Source organism: Roseateles sp. (genome assembly GCF_049240545.1).
Taxonomy (GTDB): domain Bacteria; phylum Pseudomonadota; class Gammaproteobacteria; order Burkholderiales; family Burkholderiaceae_C; genus Paucibacter_A.
This window is the reverse complement of sequence record NZ_JBMLSK010000211.1, coordinates 46,389-63,519: the sequence shown is the minus strand read 5'-3', so window position 1 is coordinate 63,519 and position 17,131 is coordinate 46,389. Positions and strand designations below refer to the sequence as shown.

11 protein-coding genes and 1 pseudogene are annotated in these 17,131 nt (G+C 64.0%); 4 read left to right on the top strand and 8 right to left on the bottom strand.

What is annotated here, in order from left to right:
- Positions 1-1,156, bottom strand: a pseudogene (locus ACOVRJ_RS13655) (excinuclease ABC subunit A); the annotation flags it as partial.
- A gap of 450 nt (positions 1,157-1,606) precedes the next feature.
- Between ACOVRJ_RS13655 and ACOVRJ_RS13650 the strand changes: the two are divergent.
- A complete protein-coding gene (locus ACOVRJ_RS13650) occupies positions 1,607-2,140 on the top strand; it encodes a response regulator (RefSeq protein ID WP_422044392.1) in 534 nt (177 codons plus the stop codon).
- A gap of 158 nt (positions 2,141-2,298) precedes the next feature.
- Here the strand turns inward: ACOVRJ_RS13650 and ACOVRJ_RS13645 are convergent, their stop codons facing one another.
- Complete coding sequence (locus ACOVRJ_RS13645; protein WP_422044396.1) at positions 2,299-4,431, bottom strand: 3-hydroxybutyrate oligomer hydrolase family protein; 2,133 nt, start codon at positions 4,429-4,431, stop codon at positions 2,299-2,301.
- A 292-nt stretch (positions 4,432-4,723) separates the two neighbouring features.
- Positions 4,724-6,226: a sigma-54 interaction domain-containing protein gene (locus ACOVRJ_RS13640; protein ID WP_422044391.1), complete on the bottom strand. Its 1,503-nt coding sequence runs from the start codon at positions 6,224-6,226 to the stop codon at positions 4,724-4,726.
- Positions 6,227-6,411: 185 nt separating this feature from the next.
- Between ACOVRJ_RS13640 and ACOVRJ_RS13635 the strand changes: the two genes are divergently transcribed.
- Both ACOVRJ_RS13635 and ACOVRJ_RS13630 read left to right on the top strand, forming a co-directional pair.
- Complete coding sequence (locus tag ACOVRJ_RS13635) at positions 6,412-7,941, top strand: malonate--CoA ligase (RefSeq protein WP_422044390.1); 1,530 nt, start codon at positions 6,412-6,414, stop codon at positions 7,939-7,941.
- On the top strand, positions 7,938-8,156 hold the full coding sequence (locus ACOVRJ_RS13630) for a cysteine-rich CWC family protein (protein ID WP_422044389.1): 219 nt from the start codon (positions 7,938-7,940) through the stop codon (positions 8,154-8,156). Before ACOVRJ_RS13635 ends, ACOVRJ_RS13630 begins: the two co-directional genes overlap by 4 nt.
- Here the strand turns inward: ACOVRJ_RS13630 and ACOVRJ_RS13625 are convergent.
- Both ACOVRJ_RS13625 and ACOVRJ_RS13620 read right to left on the bottom strand, forming a co-directional pair.
- Positions 8,153-9,529 (bottom strand): NRAMP family divalent metal transporter, encoded by a 1,377-nt coding sequence (locus ACOVRJ_RS13625; protein ID WP_422044388.1) that lies wholly within the window; start codon positions 9,527-9,529, stop codon positions 8,153-8,155. The genes ACOVRJ_RS13630 and ACOVRJ_RS13625 overlap by 4 nt on opposite strands.
- Positions 9,530-9,619: 90 nt before the next feature.
- Positions 9,620-10,048: a universal stress protein gene (locus tag ACOVRJ_RS13620; RefSeq protein WP_422044387.1), complete on the bottom strand. Its 429-nt coding sequence runs from the start codon at positions 10,046-10,048 to the stop codon at positions 9,620-9,622.
- A 103-nt stretch (positions 10,049-10,151) separates the two neighbouring features.
- Here ACOVRJ_RS13620 and ACOVRJ_RS13615 point away from each other — a divergent pair, with 103 nt between their 5' ends.
- Complete coding sequence (locus tag ACOVRJ_RS13615) at positions 10,152-12,764, top strand: diguanylate cyclase domain-containing protein (RefSeq protein WP_422044386.1); 2,613 nt, start codon at positions 10,152-10,154, stop codon at positions 12,762-12,764.
- Between the two features lie 15 nt (positions 12,765-12,779).
- Here the strand turns inward: ACOVRJ_RS13615 and ACOVRJ_RS13610 are convergent, their stop codons facing one another.
- From ACOVRJ_RS13610 to ACOVRJ_RS13600, 3 genes are all read right to left on the bottom strand, one after another.
- On the bottom strand, positions 12,780-13,298 hold the full coding sequence (locus tag ACOVRJ_RS13610) for a hypothetical protein (protein WP_422044385.1): 519 nt from the start codon (positions 13,296-13,298) through the stop codon (positions 12,780-12,782).
- Between the two features lie 87 nt (positions 13,299-13,385).
- On the bottom strand, positions 13,386-14,012 hold the full coding sequence (locus tag ACOVRJ_RS13605; protein WP_422044384.1) for an EcsC family protein: 627 nt from the start codon (positions 14,010-14,012) through the stop codon (positions 13,386-13,388).
- 20 nt (positions 14,013-14,032) lie between these two features.
- Positions 14,033-17,008, bottom strand: coding sequence for an adenosylcobalamin-dependent ribonucleoside-diphosphate reductase (locus ACOVRJ_RS13600; protein WP_422044383.1), 2,976 nt, complete (start codon positions 17,006-17,008; stop codon positions 14,033-14,035).
- Between the last annotated feature and the right edge of the window lie 123 nt (positions 17,009-17,131).

The window sequence follows — 17,131 nt, the reverse complement described above, 5'->3', positions numbered from 1 at the left end:
GCAGCACCCGGATGTGCATCTTGTAGGCCTTGCTCTCCAGGTACTCGAAGAAGCGCATGACCCCGTACCACTGCTTGTTCCAGTTGCCGGTCCAGTTCGGCGAGCCGTGGATCACCCAGTCGCGCTGGGCCTGCGAGAGCTGGTTCCAGGGCGTGTCGCGCGGGATGCCAGCCTCGCCGGCATAGCGAAGCAAATCGTCCTGGCTGTCCTTCCAGGCTGGGGTGGAGAGCGTCTTGATCGCGCCATTGCGCAAGGTCTTCTTCTCGTCCGGGATCACCAGGCCCAGGTCCACGCCGATCACGCGACCGAAGCCCCGACAGGTCTCGCAAGCGCCCATGGCGGAGTTGAACGAGAAAAGTGCCGGCTGCGGCTCCTGGTAGCGCAGATCGCTGTCGGGGCAATGCAGGCCGGTGGAGTAACGCCACAGGACGGCGTCACCGTCTTCTGCCGGAAGAACATAGACATTGAGACGGCCGCTGCCGCGCTTCAGGCACAGCTCAATCGCTTCCATGGCGCGCTGCTTGTCGGCGCCCTGCAGGCGGAAGCGATCCGCCACCACATCCAGCAGCTTGCGCGGGCCGGTGGGCGTGGCCACTTCACGCTCGGCTTGCACGCGCGTGAAACCGCTGGCCGACAGCCACTGCGTCACTTCCTCGCTGCTGGTCGTGGCCGGCAGCTCGACCGGGAAGGTCAGCACGATGCGAGGGTCTTGCTCCTTGGTGCGCTCCAGCAGTTCCAGATAAATCGTCTGCGCCGTGTCGTGGCGCACCGCCTGGGCGGTCTGCTTGTCGAAGAGCTGGGCCGAGCGGGCAAACAAGAGCTTAAGGTGGTCGTTCAGCTCGGTCATGGTGCCGACCGTGGACCGGCTGGTGCGCACCGGGTTGGTCTGGTCGATGGCAATCGCTGGCGGCACGCCCTCGACCTTGTCCACCGCCGGGCGGTCCATACGGTCCAGGAATTGGCGCGCATAGGCCGAGAAGGTCTCGACATAGCGGCGCTGACCTTCAGCGTACAGCGTGTCGAACACCAGGCTGGACTTGCCGGAACCGCTGGGCCCGGTCACAACGGTCAACTCCCCCGTATGCAGGTCCAGATCAAGATTCTTCAGATTGTGTTGACGGGCGCCGCGGATGCGGATGGTGCCTTCGGAGGACATAGAGGAGTGCCTGCTGCTGCGCTGGGAGCGGACATTCTAGGGAGCGGGCGCCCCAAAGCTGTCAGTAGGGCTGAGCCGGCGCCAGTTTCAGCGATGCAAACACAGGCCACAGCGGTTTGAAGGCAGAGGCCGCGGCAACTATCGGTTTCACGCCGGTCAAGCCCGGACTTGAGGGGGCATGCCCATGCGGAGGCGATTCCTGCGATTCTTGATTGCGCAGGATCGCATCAGCGGCAACAATGCCGATCCACTTCCGCCGCACAAGCGACCCGCAGGGTTTGGCCCGATCTTCACGCGCCCGGTCTCACGCAGACCAAGGCGGCGATAGGGCCCAGCAGTTGAAGTCGAACAATCGTTGAAGGCATCGAGGGGGAGTCGGCGCAGCCATCTGTTGATATGGCTCGCCGCTGACATCACCGGCCTTGTTTTGCAGTCTGGAGGGGGAGCAGGATGATCACAAACAGCTCAGTAGGCGCTGACGCTGACCGCAGCTTGCCCCTGCAGAACCCTCGGTACGCGATCAGCAGCGCCCCCATCGGCAGCGACCAGCCGCCCGAAGAGAAGGAAGCGCCAAGCGCGGGCGCGGCTCAAGCCACCCCTGTCGTTCTTTTGGTCGAAGACAACCACATCAACCAGGTCGTGGCCTTGGAGTTTCTCGCCCTGATGGGACTGCAAAGCCGTCTGGCCAAGAATGGGCTGGAGGCCCTCGATCTGTGTCATAGCCAAGCGCCCGACCTGGTCTTGATGGACATCCAGATGCCCGGCATGGATGGCCTGGAATGCACCCGCCGTCTGCGTGAATTGCAGCGCAGCGGCACCATGCCCAGCTTCCCGATCCTGGCCTTGACCGCTCATGCGCTTGAAAGCGATATCGCCGCCAGCCTGGCTGCCGGTATGGATGAGCATCTGACCAAGCCCTTGGACTTCATTGCCTTGAAGGAACGCTTGGCTCGCTGGCTGCAGCTGCCCGGCTTGAGCGGCTGAGAACCGCGCTCGACGCGGGCGGCAATATTCACCTGCGCGCGACAACAGTGCGGCCCCGAGCCATCTCGCAAAGAAAAGGCAAAGCAAAGGCAAGGCAAGACCGAGCCCAGCCCGACAGACGGGATCCACAGGGGGCCCCGTCACGCCTAGATGCAAGCTCAGTCCGGCACGCGCAAGGTATTGCCGCTCATGGTGATGGCGTCGGCCGCCGCCGGCGTTGCTGCAAATGCAGGCACATGAGCCGCGGTGATGGCCGGCGCTGAGCCCGGTGCGCCGCCACGCGGTGTGGTGCGCACCACCTGGCTGGGCGGCAGCGACTTGCCGGTCTTGAGCTTGTCATAGACCGCATCCAGGGCGCGGTTCAGATACACATGCAGCGGGATGTAGCGGCTGTCGTAGCCCGGTAGCGCAGCAGGCAGGCCGATGAAGGTGTCGAAATGCTGGGCATTGGTGACCTCCATATAGCTGAGCTGGCTGGCCGCGCCCTCCACCGTCTTGTTCAGCGCGGTATAGGGCCGCGAGGTGTGGTTCACTGGCAGCAAGGCGTCATTGCGGCCATGCACGATGACGGCCGGGCGGCCCCGCAAATTGCCATTGCGGCGGGTTTCGTCCACACCGGTTTGCAGCGCGCGGGCTGCGGCATCGGTGCCGGTCAGCAAGTCGCGCAGGCATTTGGCGCCATCGGCATTCAAGTCCGGCACGGTGTTGCTGGCCGAAATCGAGAATTGATTGCGGGCCGGGCCGCCAAGGGCGTTCTCGTTGATCAGCGTGACACCGGCCGAGGGCGGCACGCCATTGCCTTTGGCAAACATATCGGCCAGGGCGGCCGGTGCCACCACGGTTGGCAAGCCCGCCGCCGTGGCTGCGGCAAAGCCATAGCCGCAGAGCTTGTCCTTCACGCTGGCGCGTGAATAGGCCATGGCGTAAGTGGCCGCAACAGCCGCCGGCACCTCGTAATCGGCGTGCGAAGCGTGCAAGGCGTCGGACTCGGCCTCCCAGCCGTGGTCACGCAACTTTTGCAAGGCGTCGGCCGCCAGTTCGGCGGTGTTGTTGCCGCTGATCAAGCCCTTAGCCTTCAGCGCCGCACAGCGATTCGCGTTCCAGGCCGCGTAGGCACCCACCGCGCCAGGCGAGCCAGCGGTCGCCAAGCCGGCGCAGTTCTGGAACAGATTGGCCTGGGTGATGTAGTCATAAAGCGGCTTACCAAAGGTCTTGGGCGTTGTGCTGCCGCGCTGCACTGACACGGACAAGCTGCTGGGCATTTGCACCGCTGGCTCGGAGACCGCCACGCCGTCGATCAGGCCGGCGCTGTCCATTTCAGCGGCGGCAATCGCGGCGCCGCCACCGTTGGACAGACTGGAGGCGATCACCAGCGTATTGCTAGGCTTGATCACGACCTTCTTCTTGCCATCGCTGAGCGATTCACCGTACTTCTCATTCAACACATAGAACGCAAACTGCACGGCATGCAGGGTGAAGGTGCCCCAGTCTTTCTCGGGATTGCGCTGCGAGTGCGCATGCTTGAAGGCAAGACGATTGGGCGTAGCGGCATTGATCGCAGCGAGTTCCGCGGTGCTCAACTTCGCCTTGAATGCGGCCGTGTTCCCCGCCGCGGCGGCGGTGCTTCGGGTGCCATCCACCAGAGGCACGGTGTCACTGGCCAAATCATGTCCTGCCGCATGGGTTCCCTTGTCGGCATAGGCCACGGCGCAGCCCTTCTTCAGGCCCCATTCACCGGTGGAGATGGCGCCGTACATGCTGCGCGAGCCGCTGGAGGTGGCGGTGATGATGCAAGGGTCGGCCGGATTGAAGTTGGCTGGCACTTGCACCATCAAGGTCACATTGCGCTCGCCGCTGCCATCGTCGCTGACTCCGATGACTTCGGTGCCGGCAATCTTGCCCTCACCGCTGCCGACGGTGCCATCGAGGCCTACATTCGGCCCGTACAGCAGGCCGTAGCCGCCGTTGGCCGTCATGTCGACGATGGCTCGGTAATTGGTGTGAATGGCGCTGCGTCGCAGCTCGGCCGCGGTGGGCTTGAGCGGGTCGGCATAGGCCGGCGGGACTGCAGCGGCCAGCCCCGTCTTGCCCAAGCCCGCGGTCAAGAGATCGTCACTGTTGCCGTCATAGTCGCTGGACTTCATGCTGACGAGGAAGTCGGGCTTGAGATTGATCTCGATCGACTCGTCGCTCGTGGAGCAAGCGGCCAAAGCCGCAAGGGCCAAAAGACTCAGCGGGATCAGACGTCCGCCTTGGCGAGTCTGGGCGCGGGAGAAATGCGATGGACTCATCTTCACAGCGTGCTCCTCATCAGGGTTTCAAGAAAATCAGAGCGCCCAAGACGGCCCCAAGAAAGGGCGTCTGGGCGGCGCGACCATGCTGCTTGCACGCAAAGAGCGTGCCTCAGAGCGCTGTCCTGGTGCAAACACTGAGCTTCAGCGGTGACAAACAGATGACAGGACGGCGCCCTGCCGCATCTGCACCATAACGGCACAGCAAGACGGCGCCGCCGAGTCCGGAGTCGCTCGGATTTCAGACACCCCTAGAGTCAAGACTGTCTGTCTTTTGGGCACTGTCTGTTTTTCAGACAGCAAAAGAATCTTGCGCCAGCTCCGGCCAGCGCGCCAGCCGCTGGTACAGCGACGCACGCGAGATCTGCAGCAACCGTGCAGCCGCCACACGATTGCCCGCCGTGGCGCTGAGTGCCTTGGCGATGGCTTCACGCTCGACCCGGTCGATCAGCTCAGGCAAGGCCCGCAAGGAGGCATCGCCAACACACCCAGCGGGTGGCACGGACGGCGAGGAAGCCGGGCCGCCCGTCTGCAAACGGCAGGTCGCGGCTGAGGCAGAGAAAGCGGCAAAGCAGGCTTCGCTCAGCTCGGCCTCATCGCTCATCAAGGTGGCCTGCTCCAGCGCATTGCGCAACTCGCGGATATTGCCCGGCCAGGGCTGCTCGGCCAGCCAGCGCAAGGCGCCCGGGCTCAAGAGCTTATGGGGCAGGCCACTGCGCCGGGCGATGTCTTCGCCAATGGCATCGACCAAGACCTCGATGTCTTGCGCGCGCTCACGTAGCGGCGGCACATGGATGGGCACCACACTCAAGCGGTAATACAGATCCGCCCTGAACTGCCCGGCCGCCACCATCGCCGCCAGATCGCGGCTGGTGGCGGCGATGACCCGCACATCCACTTGCACAACCTGATTGCTGCCCAGCGGCTCCAACTCCTGCTCCTGCAAAACCCGCAAGAGCTTGCTTTGCAGCGCCAGCGGCATATCGCCGATCTCGTCCAGAAACAGAGTGCCGCCATCGGCGATCTTGAACTTGCCGTCGCGGCCCTTGCGCTCGGCGCCGGTGTAGGCGCCCGGCGCGACGCCGAAGAACTCGGCCTCCAACAAGCTGTCCGGCACGGCGGCGATATTGACGCTCACCAAGGGCTTGTGGGCGCGCCGCGAAGCTGCATGGATGGCGTGGGCCAGCAACTCCTTGCCGGTGCCGGTTTCACCCAGCAGCAGCACGCTGGCGTCGGTCTGCGCCACCCGCCGCGCCTGGCGCTTGACCTCCATGGCCGCCGGGCTGCTGCCGATGAAGCTGGCAATCGTGTGCTTGGGGCGGCGCTGCGCGGCCAGTTGTTGCCGGGCCTCGCACAACTCATTTTGGAGCGCCGCGAACTTGCCCATCAGCGGCTGCATGGTGGTCTCCGGGTGATCCAAAAGCACCAGGCCCACGGCGCCCACCACCTCACCCTGCGGATTGCGCAGCGGCAAGCGGCTGACCAAGAAGGTGCCCGCCTTGTTGCTGAGCAGATCCACCAAGATGGCCTGCCCGCTGTCCACCACTTGGGGCATCAAGGAGTTGGGCACCACCTCGACGATCCGGCGGCCGATGATCTCGCGCACATCGGCAAAGCCCAGGGCCGGCAAGAGGCGCTGATAGCCCTCGCTCATCCAGACGATGCGGTGCGCCCGGTCCACCACCAACATGCCCTCGGTGCTGCGGGCAAAGGTGTCAAACATGGACTGCGCCGCCAGGCGCAAAACACCATCGACGTCAAAGGGCAGCTGTGGCAAGCCAGAGGTGGAATCCATGATCAGAGGCAGCCTCGCGAAGTGAGTCGAGCAAAGCAAACATGCAGGCCAGCGCAATGTAGCAGCGCCCTCGCAAAGCGCGCTCCGCTGAATCCCGAAGTCAGCATCCTGGCGCCCCCACGCTTGGAGACACAATCGGGGCTGAAACCCATTGCCAAAGCACAGAACACCTTTCGCTTCCCGCCATGAACGCCAATCTCTTCGCCGCCCTGCAATCGGCCTTCCCCCAAGATCTGGACGCCTGCGCCATCGAATGCGCAGACGGCGCGGAGCTGCGCTACAGCTGGCGCGATCTGGAGCGCGGCACCGCCATGCTGGCCAATCTGCTGGTCTCGCTGGACCTGCCGCCCGGCAGCCGTATCGCCGCGCAGACGGAGAAGAGCGTCGAAGCCTTGATGCTCTATCTGGCCGTGCTGCGAGCCGGTTATGTCTACCTGCCGCTGAACCCGGCCTACCAGGCGGCCGAGCTGAGCTACTTCATCGAGAACGCCGAGCCCGCCGTGCTCGTTTGCTCAGGCCAGCATTTCGGCTGGGTTTCCAAGCTCGCCTTTTTGGCGGGCACCCGCTATGTGTTCACGCTCAACGACGACCGCAGCGGCAGCCTCTTGGACCGCGCCGCGCAGATGAGTGACCAGCACACCGTGGCGGAAAAGGCCCCGGACGATTTGGCTGCCATCCTCTACACCAGCGGCACCACCGGGCGCAGCAAGGGCGCGATGCTGAGCCACCGCAATCTGCTCAGCAATGCGCAAATGCTGAAGGACTTTTGGGCTTGGCGCAGCGACGATGTGCTGATCCATGCACTACCGATCTTTCATGTGCACGGTCTCTTTGTCGCCTCACACGGCGCGCTCTTGGCCGGCGCCAAGATGATCTGGTTCGCCAAGTTCGAGCCGCGTGCGGTGATCCGTCGCTTGGCCGAGGCCAGCGTCTTCATGGGCGTGCCCACGCTGTATGTGCGCATGCTCAACGAGCCCGCGCTCAGCTCCGAGGCTTGCCGCCACATGCGCTTGTTCATCAGCGGCTCGGCGCCTTTGCTGATCGACACCTTCAGCGACTGGCAGACCCGCACAGGCCACACCATTCTGGAGCGCTACGGCATGAGCGAAACGCTGATGCTCAGCTCCAACCCCTGCCGCGCACTGGACGGCGAGCGCATCGGCGGCACCGTGGGCCCGGCCCTGCCCGGCGTGGAGATCCGTGTCGTCAATGACGAAGGCCGGCCCTGCGCCAGCGAGGAGATCGGCCATGTGCAGGTGCGTGGGCCGAATGTCTTCGCCGGCTACTGGCGCATGCCCGAAAAAACTCAGGAAGAGTTCACCGCCGATGGCTGGTTCAAAACCGGCGATGTCGGCCGCTTCGATGCGCAGCGCTACCTGACCATCGTCGGGCGTAGCAAAGACCTGATCATCTCCGGCGGCTTCAATGTCTACCCGGCCGAGATCGAGTCCTTTTTGAACGAGATGGAGGGCGTGGCCGAGTCGGCTGTGGTCGGCGTACCGCACCCGGACTTTGGCGAGGCGGTGGTGGCCGTGTTGGTGGCCCAAGCGGGCGCACAGGTGGACGGCGCCGCCCTGATCGCCACGCTGAAGCGCCAGATCGCCGGCTTCAAAGTGCCCAAGCAGATCTTTGTGGTGAGCGAGTTGCCGCGCAATGCCATGGGCAAGGTGCAAAAAAACCTGCTGCGCGAGCAGCACCGAGGCTTGTTCGTATGAACGACTCTTCAGCCTTGAATCCAGTACTGGACGACCGTTGCCCACGCTGCGGCGGCAGCTTTCATTGCGGCGCCGCCGACGCGCATTGCGACTGCTTTGACCTGCATCTGAGCCCCGCCTTGCGCCAGCAATTGGCGGCAGAGTACAGCAGTTGCCTGTGCATCGCTTGCTTGAAAGCGCTGTCCGCCGCAGCGGCTGACCAAGCCGAAACCTAACTGCGACCCAACAGACCCAGTTCGCTGGCCGCCAAGGCCGCCACGCAAGCGCAGATCAGGCCGATGCTGATCCAAGCCGCCAGGCTGGACAGCCAGCCACTGCGCGCCTCGCCCATCACCCCCGCATCCCGCGCCAGCAATTGCAGCGCGATCACATGCAGCGGTAGCAGCACTGCATTGATGACCTGGCTGCTGTAGATCAGCGGAATCAAAGGCAGGCCCGGCAGCGAGACCACAGCAGCAGCGGCCACCGTCAGACCGACAAAGGCGGCGTAAAACCATTGGAAGTGGCGTGAGTCCAGATCCAAGGAAGCGGGTTCACCAACCCCTTCGGCGATGGAGTAAGCCGTTGCCAAAGGCACGATGGCCGCCGCCAACAAGGATGCACCCAAGAGCCCGGCACCAAAGAGCACGGTGGCAAACTGGCCGGCCAACGGCCGCAGCGCTGCAGCGGCATCGCTGGCATCTTGGATGTGCACGCCAGCGCGGTGCAAGGTGGCCGCGCAGGCCACCGCGATGGCCAGACCAATCACCCCGGTCAAGACCGAGCCGATCACCACGTCGACGCGTTCCCACCTCAGCTGCGCCACGCTGATTTTCTTGTCCACCGCATAGGACTGAATGAAGGCCAGGCCCCAAGGCGCCAGGGTCGTGCCCAAAGTGGCAGCAATCACCACCCAGCCGGCCGGGCTTTCGGGCAGATGCGGCACGAGCGAGTGATGCCAGACCAAGCCCCAGTCCGGCGCAGCCAGAATGCCGTCCACGATATAGAGCGCCAGCGTCGAGGAGATCAGCAACAAGACCCGCTCGACCCGGTGGAAAGAACCCAGCACCACCAGCAGCGAGATCAAGACCGCAGCGATGGGCGTGCTCAGCCAGTTCGGAATGCCAATCAGCGAGCCAGCCGCGGCAATGCCGGCGTACTCGGCGCAGATGGTGCCGAAGTTAGCGAGCAGCAGGCCCAAGACGGCCAGGTAGGCCATGCCCTTGCCCCAGCGCTGCCGAATCGCCCCCACGAAACCCAGGCCGGTGACCGCGCCAATGCGCACCGCCAGCAGATGAAACTGCACCAGCAGCAGCGTCGATGCGGGCACGATCCAGAGCAGGCGATAGCCAAAGTCCGTCCCCAGGACGGAGTAGGTGGTAATGCCGGCCGGATCATCATCCGACAGACCCGCCAAAAGCCCGGGGCCCAGAACCGCCAGAAACGCAGCCCAAGCCCCGGCACCGGCGCTGCGGATACGCTCAAAGCGCTGCGAGATGCCTCGCCTGTGATGGGCCACGCCATGCGGCGGCGCCCCAACGCGCCGACGCTGACGCACGGTCGCCTGATGCAAGGGATGGGATTTGGGCGCCTTGTGGTGGCCGCTCATGATCCAGCGCCGAGTCCGCCGCCCCCGCTTGCGAACCGATCAGGGACGCGGAGGACCTGAAGCAGCCGCAGGCTCATCAACGCGATGGGCTTACTTGACCACCAAAACTGGCGGCGTCGCCAAGGTCAGCACCTTCTGCGCCACGCTGCCCAAAAGGACCGCATCCAGACCGCGGCGGCCATGCGAGCCCATCACGATCAAATCGCAAGCATTGCCTTGTGCATAGGCACAGATGGACTGAGCCGGCCCATGCTCACGCAGAACCCGGCTGGCAAACTCGACACCGCCGACTCGGGCAATCCCTTCGGCGCGGGCAATGCCTTCAGCGGCGGCCTTCTCGGCGGCATCCAGATAGAAGGACAAGGCCTCCCCCCCAGAAAACGACACAAAGGGCATGGGATCAATGATGCTGACAATCTCCAGCGTCGCGTGATAGCGCTGCGCCAGATCCACAGCCATCTGCGCCGCCCGACCCGCAGTTTCTGAACCATCGGTGGGCAAAAGAATTTTCTTGATCATGGTCAGCTCCTAGCTTAGGAATTTGGCATCATCATCACTGCCAGCGGCCACGCTCGACTTGTCCCAAGTCAAATCGGCCCAAGCCCGCAATGCTGACTCCTGAATGATCGAAACCGAACCCTCCACCCCGTCCGACACCGGCATGTTCACCCGGCAGGGCCGCCTTGAGAGCTTCGGCCCCTTTGCTGCCATTGGACTGGTGCTGCTCTTGCTATGGAGTCTTGTCGCTTGGTTTGTTTGGGTCTACCCGGAGGAGTTGCTCAGCCGGCAGCGGCAAGAATTGGCCAGCGATACCGAAACCGCTGCCGTTCAGACGGCCACCGTGTTGCACCATGCGGAAGACAGTCTGCGAACCATCGATCTCTGGCTGCTGACCCGCGGGCGCAAGGCCGCTTTGCAAGATGTATCGCTGGCGCAGTTGGCCGAGACCCTTCGCGAAGGTTCTCGTGGCTTGATGGACGTCATGTTGGTCGATCAACAGGCCCAGGTCTATCGCATCCCTTCGATCAATGGGCAAGCCTATGCCAGCGTGGCCGGGCAAGAGTTGTTTGAATTGATGCGACTGCCTTCGACCGAGGGGCTGCATATCGGCGTGCCCTTCAGGCTTCGGGAAGGCACGCCCTTGATGTTGCCGCTCGCCATGCGACTGAGTGCGCCCACCGAGGGGCTGGAGCTTGCACTGGCTCTGATCGATCTGCGGCGCTTGGGGCAGATCCATCAACTCTTCGCCCAAGACCATGCCGGCGCCGTGACCCTGCTGCGTGGCGACGGCGTGGCCCTGTCGCGCGTCCCGGAGTTACCCAACTTCGTCGGGCGCGATGTGTTTGCCAAATCTGCGCCCGGTCGCCGAGAAGCCTTCAACGGGCCCTCGGGCTGGTTCGTCACCGACGGCAGCGCGACCGATGGCATTCGGCGCATCGGGGCCTTTCGAGCGTTGGAGGGCTACGGCGTCAAGCTGCTGATTTCAGAAGCCGAAGGGGCGGTGCTGGCGGACTATGTCGAACAACGACGCGCCGTTTTGCTCTTCAGTGCCCTGGTCAGCGCGGCCGCTTTGGCCTTGACCTGGATGCTGGCGCGCCTGTGGAAGCGCGCACGCGTCGAAGAAGCCCTGCAAGCGGCAGCGGCCAATGCCTCGCCACTGGGCCTGTTTCGCTGCAATCCACGGGGCGAGGTGATCGATTGCAACCAGACCTATCTGGATCTACAGACCCTCCGCCCGGAGGAGAAAGCCTGGGGCTGGTTGCAGGTCACCGCGGAGCAACACCGCGAGTCGGCCAAGGCCAGGTGGCAAGAATCAGTGGCCAAGGGCGAGTCCTTCAGGAAGGCCGGTCGCATCACCCGCCGCGACGGCGAGACGCGCCTGCTGTTTGTGCGCAGCGCGCCATTACGTGTGGACGGTCGGCTCTTGGGTCAGGTGGGGACGGTTGAAGACATCACCGAACTGGCTGCGCAGCAAAGCGCCGTGCGAACCCTCAACGCCATCCTCGACCTAACGCCCGAGTTCGTGGCCCAGTTCGACCACCGGGGCAACCTGACCTATCTGAATCCCTCTGCCCGCGCGCGTTTCGGCGTGGCCGCCGATGCCGCCGTGAGCAGCATTGACTTCAAGCGCTTCCTCCATGAAGAAACGCTGCAGGACTTCCAAGAGCAACTCGCCCTCAGCGCCAGCCAGCAAGGCCAGTGGAAAGGTCGCCGCACCCTGATTGACGACCAAGGCCAGACCCTGGAATGCGATTGCACGGTGCTGCGGCATCGCGGCGCCAGCGACCAGACCAGCACGCTGTCGGTGATTCTTCGCGACATCAGCCAAGAGTTGCAGGCCCAAAGAGAGCGGCAGCGTAGCGAAACGATTCTGGCCGCCATCGCCCACACCTCGGACGCGATGATCTCGGTGATCGATCTAAAAGAGCGCCTGCTCTTCATCAATCAGGCCTATCAGCGAAAGTTCAAGATCGACCCTCAAGCCTGGATCGGCAAGCCCCTGCGGCACATGCTAAACGAAGCCGGTTATGAATCCAACCGCGAAAGCATCCAGCGCGCCATGACGGGAGAAACCGTCGTTGTCGAACGCGAGTACGGCGAGCGCGAGGAGCAACAGGTGTTTGAGGTGCAGTTCGCACCGCTACACACCGAAGGCAGCCAGATTGAGGGCGTGATCTGCATTGCCCGCGACATCACAGCGGTCAAGCGCGAGGAGCAGCGCCTGCGGGACGCCTCAATGACCTGCCCCTTGACCCATCTGCTCAATCGCGCTGGCTTCGAGTTGCATGTGCGCGAGCAGATCGAGCTGGCAAGGGAAAGCCAGCATCTGGTCGCCTTGCTCTATCTGGATTTGGATCGCTTCAAGCCCGTCAATGACCAGCATGGCCACCCGGTGGGCGATGCGCTGCTGCGGGCTGTGGCCGGGCGTATCCGCAACGCTTTACGCCCGCAAGACCTGATTGCACGAATCGGCGGCGACGAATTTGCCGTCCTGCTGTCGACCATTCATCAAGCCGAAGATGCCGCGGTTGTGGCACACAAGATCGTGCACGCCATCGGCCTGCCTTTCATGATCGACACCCTGGAGCTGCACATTGGCGTCAGCGTTGGCTTCTGCGTGCGCCACGGTGCCGAGGCCGAACTGGAGTCCTTGATCGAGGTGGCTGACGCTCAGCTCTATGAAGCCAAACGCGCGGGCCGCAGTTGCGCAAGAGGAAGCGTGCCAGAACTCTGATTCAGCCGCCGGGCATCAAGCCGCACCGCGCATTGCCTGGGCCTGGGCCTGGGCTTGCTTGACCCTTTGCAAAGTCAGTTGCAAGACCATGGCATCGCTGCTCGCGCGGTGGCGACGCAACTGCATCTCGGCGCGAACTTGATCGAGCACCGCATGCCACAACTCGGCCTCCGCTTCGCTGAGCAGCGAGCGCATATCGGCGAGGCGGAAACTGGGTGTCATCTCGACCGCGTCAAATAAGCGGCACAGCCAGGGATAGTCATGGCCCCAAGCGTCGCAATACACCGTTTGCCCCGCCAGACGGCGGTTGATCTGCTCAGCCACCCACAAGGGCGGCTTGCCATGGCGCTTGAGGATCTCGCGGGTGATGCCATGCAGCGACTCGGCGGATGCAGCCCAATGCTGCCACTCGGGCTCCGGCTGAATCAGGCAACAAAAGGCCGCGCCGGTCGAGTCAACGAAGCCAATCTCGATCGGATAACTCCCGCGCCCGAAGCCGGAGGCTTCAACATCAAGAATGGGGGGCGGACTCATGAGGGCTTGCGGCGGTCTCGGCTGTTGCCCAAGTGTAAGCGCCGGTAAGTATCAAAAAGCGCCCGACAGCGCCAGATTCACGCTCACTCAGTCGGGGTTTTCGATGATTTGTTCGCGCTCGAACATCTCGATGGCCGCCTTGGCCACCTGCTGGGTATCGTAGTAGGCATAGGCGCTGACCGCGGCCGCGCCCACCATGGGCACCCAGCGCGACACGCTCTTGCCCAAAACTTTTTGGCTCAGTTGCACGCCCACTGCGCCCACCACTTTTTGCATCAAGGCCGTGGTGGCCGGACGCACCAGCATGCGCTCACCCACACGCACCGCCAAATCCCGCACCGCTTGGGCCGCCGTGTGGCGAAACAGGCAGTACAGCATCTGCGTCTGGCCTAACTCGGCGGTACGACCGTAGAGGGCCGCAATATCTGCCACCAGCTGCGACTGAATCCGCCAGACCGCAGCCATCTCGGGCACGATGGTCAGCCAGCCCAAGGGCCCGGGCGGGAGTGCCAAGGCACCGGCCGCCATCGCCGCTTTCTTGGCCGCATCGTGAGCGGCGACCTGTGCCGCCTGCGCCGCCAAAGAGAGTGTGGCCCGCGCCGTCGCTTTGGACTCGGGCCGGCTGCCGATCAAGCCGAGCAAGGCGTTCGATACGCGCTCGGACATATGCGCCTGGACGGGCAGCGCGGGCAACATGGCATCCGACTTAGACATGGACTCAGGGCCTGTTGGATTCAACCGCACTGCCCCACATAGCCACAGGCGGTGCAGAAATCGCAGCCGTCTTTGTGGATCATGGTGCTATTGCCGCATTCAGGGCAGGGCTTGCCGGCCATCGCGGCAACGCTGGCGCCGGTCTTGGCCTTAGCCGCCGGCGCCTGCAACAGCCCCATCTCCACCAAGGGCAAGCCCTGCTCATCCAGCACACCCAGCATGGCATAGCGATGGATGATCAAGCGCGCCACATAGGCCACGGTCGAGGGCCAGATTTGCTGGCGGCGTTCGCCGGTGAGGGTCGGCACCGGCGCCATGAAGTGGCCCAGCGGCTCGCCCACATTGAGCAGCTTGCGCAGCTTCATGCCGATCCAGGCCGGGTCCATCACGCGCATGTCCAGGCTCAGCAATCGCGCCATACCGTCGAGCGCCTTCGGGTAGTTGCCCGAGAAGCCCATGGCACAAGGTCGGGTGACAAAACCACCGTCGGGCCTCGGCAGGCTGACCTCTTTCAGGGTCAGTGTGAATTGTTCGTTTGTGGCCGGATTGTCGACATCCACCGCCCAGGCCAGGGTGCCCATGGTGCTGGTGCGCGGCTCTTCGCGGCTGAACATCGCATCCATCACCGGCGTGGCCCCGCCCTCCTGCAAGGCCCCGAGCTGCTCGCAGCGCCAGCGGATGACGGCCGCCGTGGCCGCCACCACACCGGGGAACAGGCGCGACTCGCCACCCGGCGGCATCGGCATCTCGAAAGCGCGCTCTTCCGCGACCGTCGCCAAGGCATCCAGCTTCAGACGCAGCCAAGCCGCATCATTGGTGCGCAAATCCATCGACAGCGTTTTGGCCACGGCAGCCAAGCCGCGCGGCTGTTCGGCGCCATTGACCCAAACCTCAAACGGCAGGTTCTTGCCGAACAGCCCGGCATCCGGCCCCACCGCCGGCAACTCGCCGACGAAGAGGGCAAAGTCCCCATGCGGGTGCCGGATCATGTAGCTCCAAGCCGGGTTGCCGCCGGGCAACTCGGGGCGGCTGGGCCAGCGCAGCGAGGCCAGCACCGCATTCGGCAGACGCGACACCAACATGCGCTGGTTGCTGCCGTCCGCCGGTACCGGCTTGAGCGGCTCGGGCTTTTGCACCGCCGCTGGTTCCACACTCAACACCGAGCCCAGAATGCTGTTGGGCCGGTAAGTGGCCAAGCCCTTCAGCCCGCTCTTCCACGCTTGGGTGTAGAGGTCTTGGAAGTCCTCGTACAGATAGTCGGCTGGCACATTGACCGTCTTGGAGATCGAGGTGTCCACAAAAGGCGCTACCGCCTCCACCATGGCCGAATGGTCGGCCGCGCTCAATTCCAGCGCGGTGACGAAGGCAGGCGTCAGCGCCGCATCGCTGCCAAAAAGATGACGATACAAGCGCCAAGCATGATCCTCGACGGCGTATTCCTTGTAGCTGCCATCGGCCATGCGTTTCTTGCGGGTGTAGCTCCAGCTGAAGGCGGGCTCGATGCCATTGGACGCGTTGTCGGCAAAGGCCAGACTGATGGTCCCTGTGGGCGCAATCGACAGCAGATGCGAGTTACGCAAGCCCTGCACGCGGATCTTGTCTTTCAAACCCTGCGGCAAGCGCGAGGCAAAGTTGCCGCCGGACAAATACAGATCGGCATTGAAGAGCGGGAAGGCGCCACGCTCCAGGGCCAGATCGGCCGAGGCCTCATAGGCCGCGTTGCGCATCACTTCGCTCAAACGACGTGCCACATCGCGAGCCGCCTCGGTGTCGTAGCGCTGGTTCAGCATCACCAAGGTGTCGCCCAGACCGGTAAAGCCCAAGCCGACACGGCGCTTGTTGCGCGCCTCTTGCTGCTGCGCGGGCAGCGGCCAGGGCGTCACATCGAGCACGTTGTCCAGCATGCGGGTGGCGACGCGGCAGACCTCGGCATAGCCCTCTTCATCGAAGCTGGCGTTCGGGCCGAAGGGGTCGCGCACAAAGGTGGTCAGATTGACCGAACCCAGGCAGCAGCAGCCATAGGGGGGCAGCGGCTGCTCGGCGCAGGGGTTGGTGGCGGCAATCGCCTCGCAGTAGTAGAGATTGTTGTCGGCGTTGATGCGATCCAGAAACAGCACGCCCGGCTCGGCATGGTCATAGGTGGAGCGCATGACCTGATCCCAGAGCTCGCGTGCGCGCAGCTTGCGGTAGACCCACAAGCCATCGCCGCGCTGGTAAGCGCCGGCAGCGCGCTGCTTCTGGCCGGGTTCGGCCTTGTGAGTCAGCTCAATCTCAGCGTCAGCTTCCACCGCATGCATAAAGGCATCGGTCACGCCCACCGAGATATTGAAGTTCTTCAGATCGCCCTTGTCCTTGGCGTGGATGAACTCTTCCACATCGGGGTGATCGCAACGCAGCACGCCCATCTGCGCACCGCGCCGGCTGCCGGCGCTCTCCACCGTTTCGCAGCTGCGGTCAAACACACGCATATAGCTGACCGGGCCCGAGGCACTGCTTTGCGTCGAGCCAACCCAGGCGCCGCGCGGGCGAATGCGCGAAAAGTCATAACCCACACCGCCGCCGCGCCGCATGGTTTCGGCCGCCTCGGTCAGGGCGGTGTAGATACCGGGGTGGCCGTCTTCATCGGAGGCGATGGAGTCGCCCACCGGCTGCACAAAGCAGTTGATCAGCGTGGCCGACAAATCGGTGCCTGCAGCCGAATTGATGCGACCTGCTGGCACAAAGCCGCGCCGCTGCGCATCCAGAAAGCGCGCTTCCCACTCGGCACGCGCTTCCGGCGCCTCGGCCTGGGCCAAGGCGCGGGCTATGCGCTGACGCAACTCATCCAGCGTTTGCTCTTCGCCCTTGGCGTATTTCTCCAGCAGCACCTCGGCGCTGATTTCTTGAGCCGGCAAAGCCGAGGCCGGCGCGAGCGCCACACGCGGGCTGGGGCTGCTGAAAATATCCCCTTGCAAGGCAAGTTCGGATGCGTTCTTGGCAGGGCTGGGCGAGGTCATGCAGGTCTCCGCAAAAGGCTGAATCTGGGTCGGTGCGCGATGGTGCTGGCATCTTAGCGAGCGCCGCTTGACCTGGCTCAGAGCGAACACGCTATCAGCCGATCAGCAGCCTCGGCGACAGCC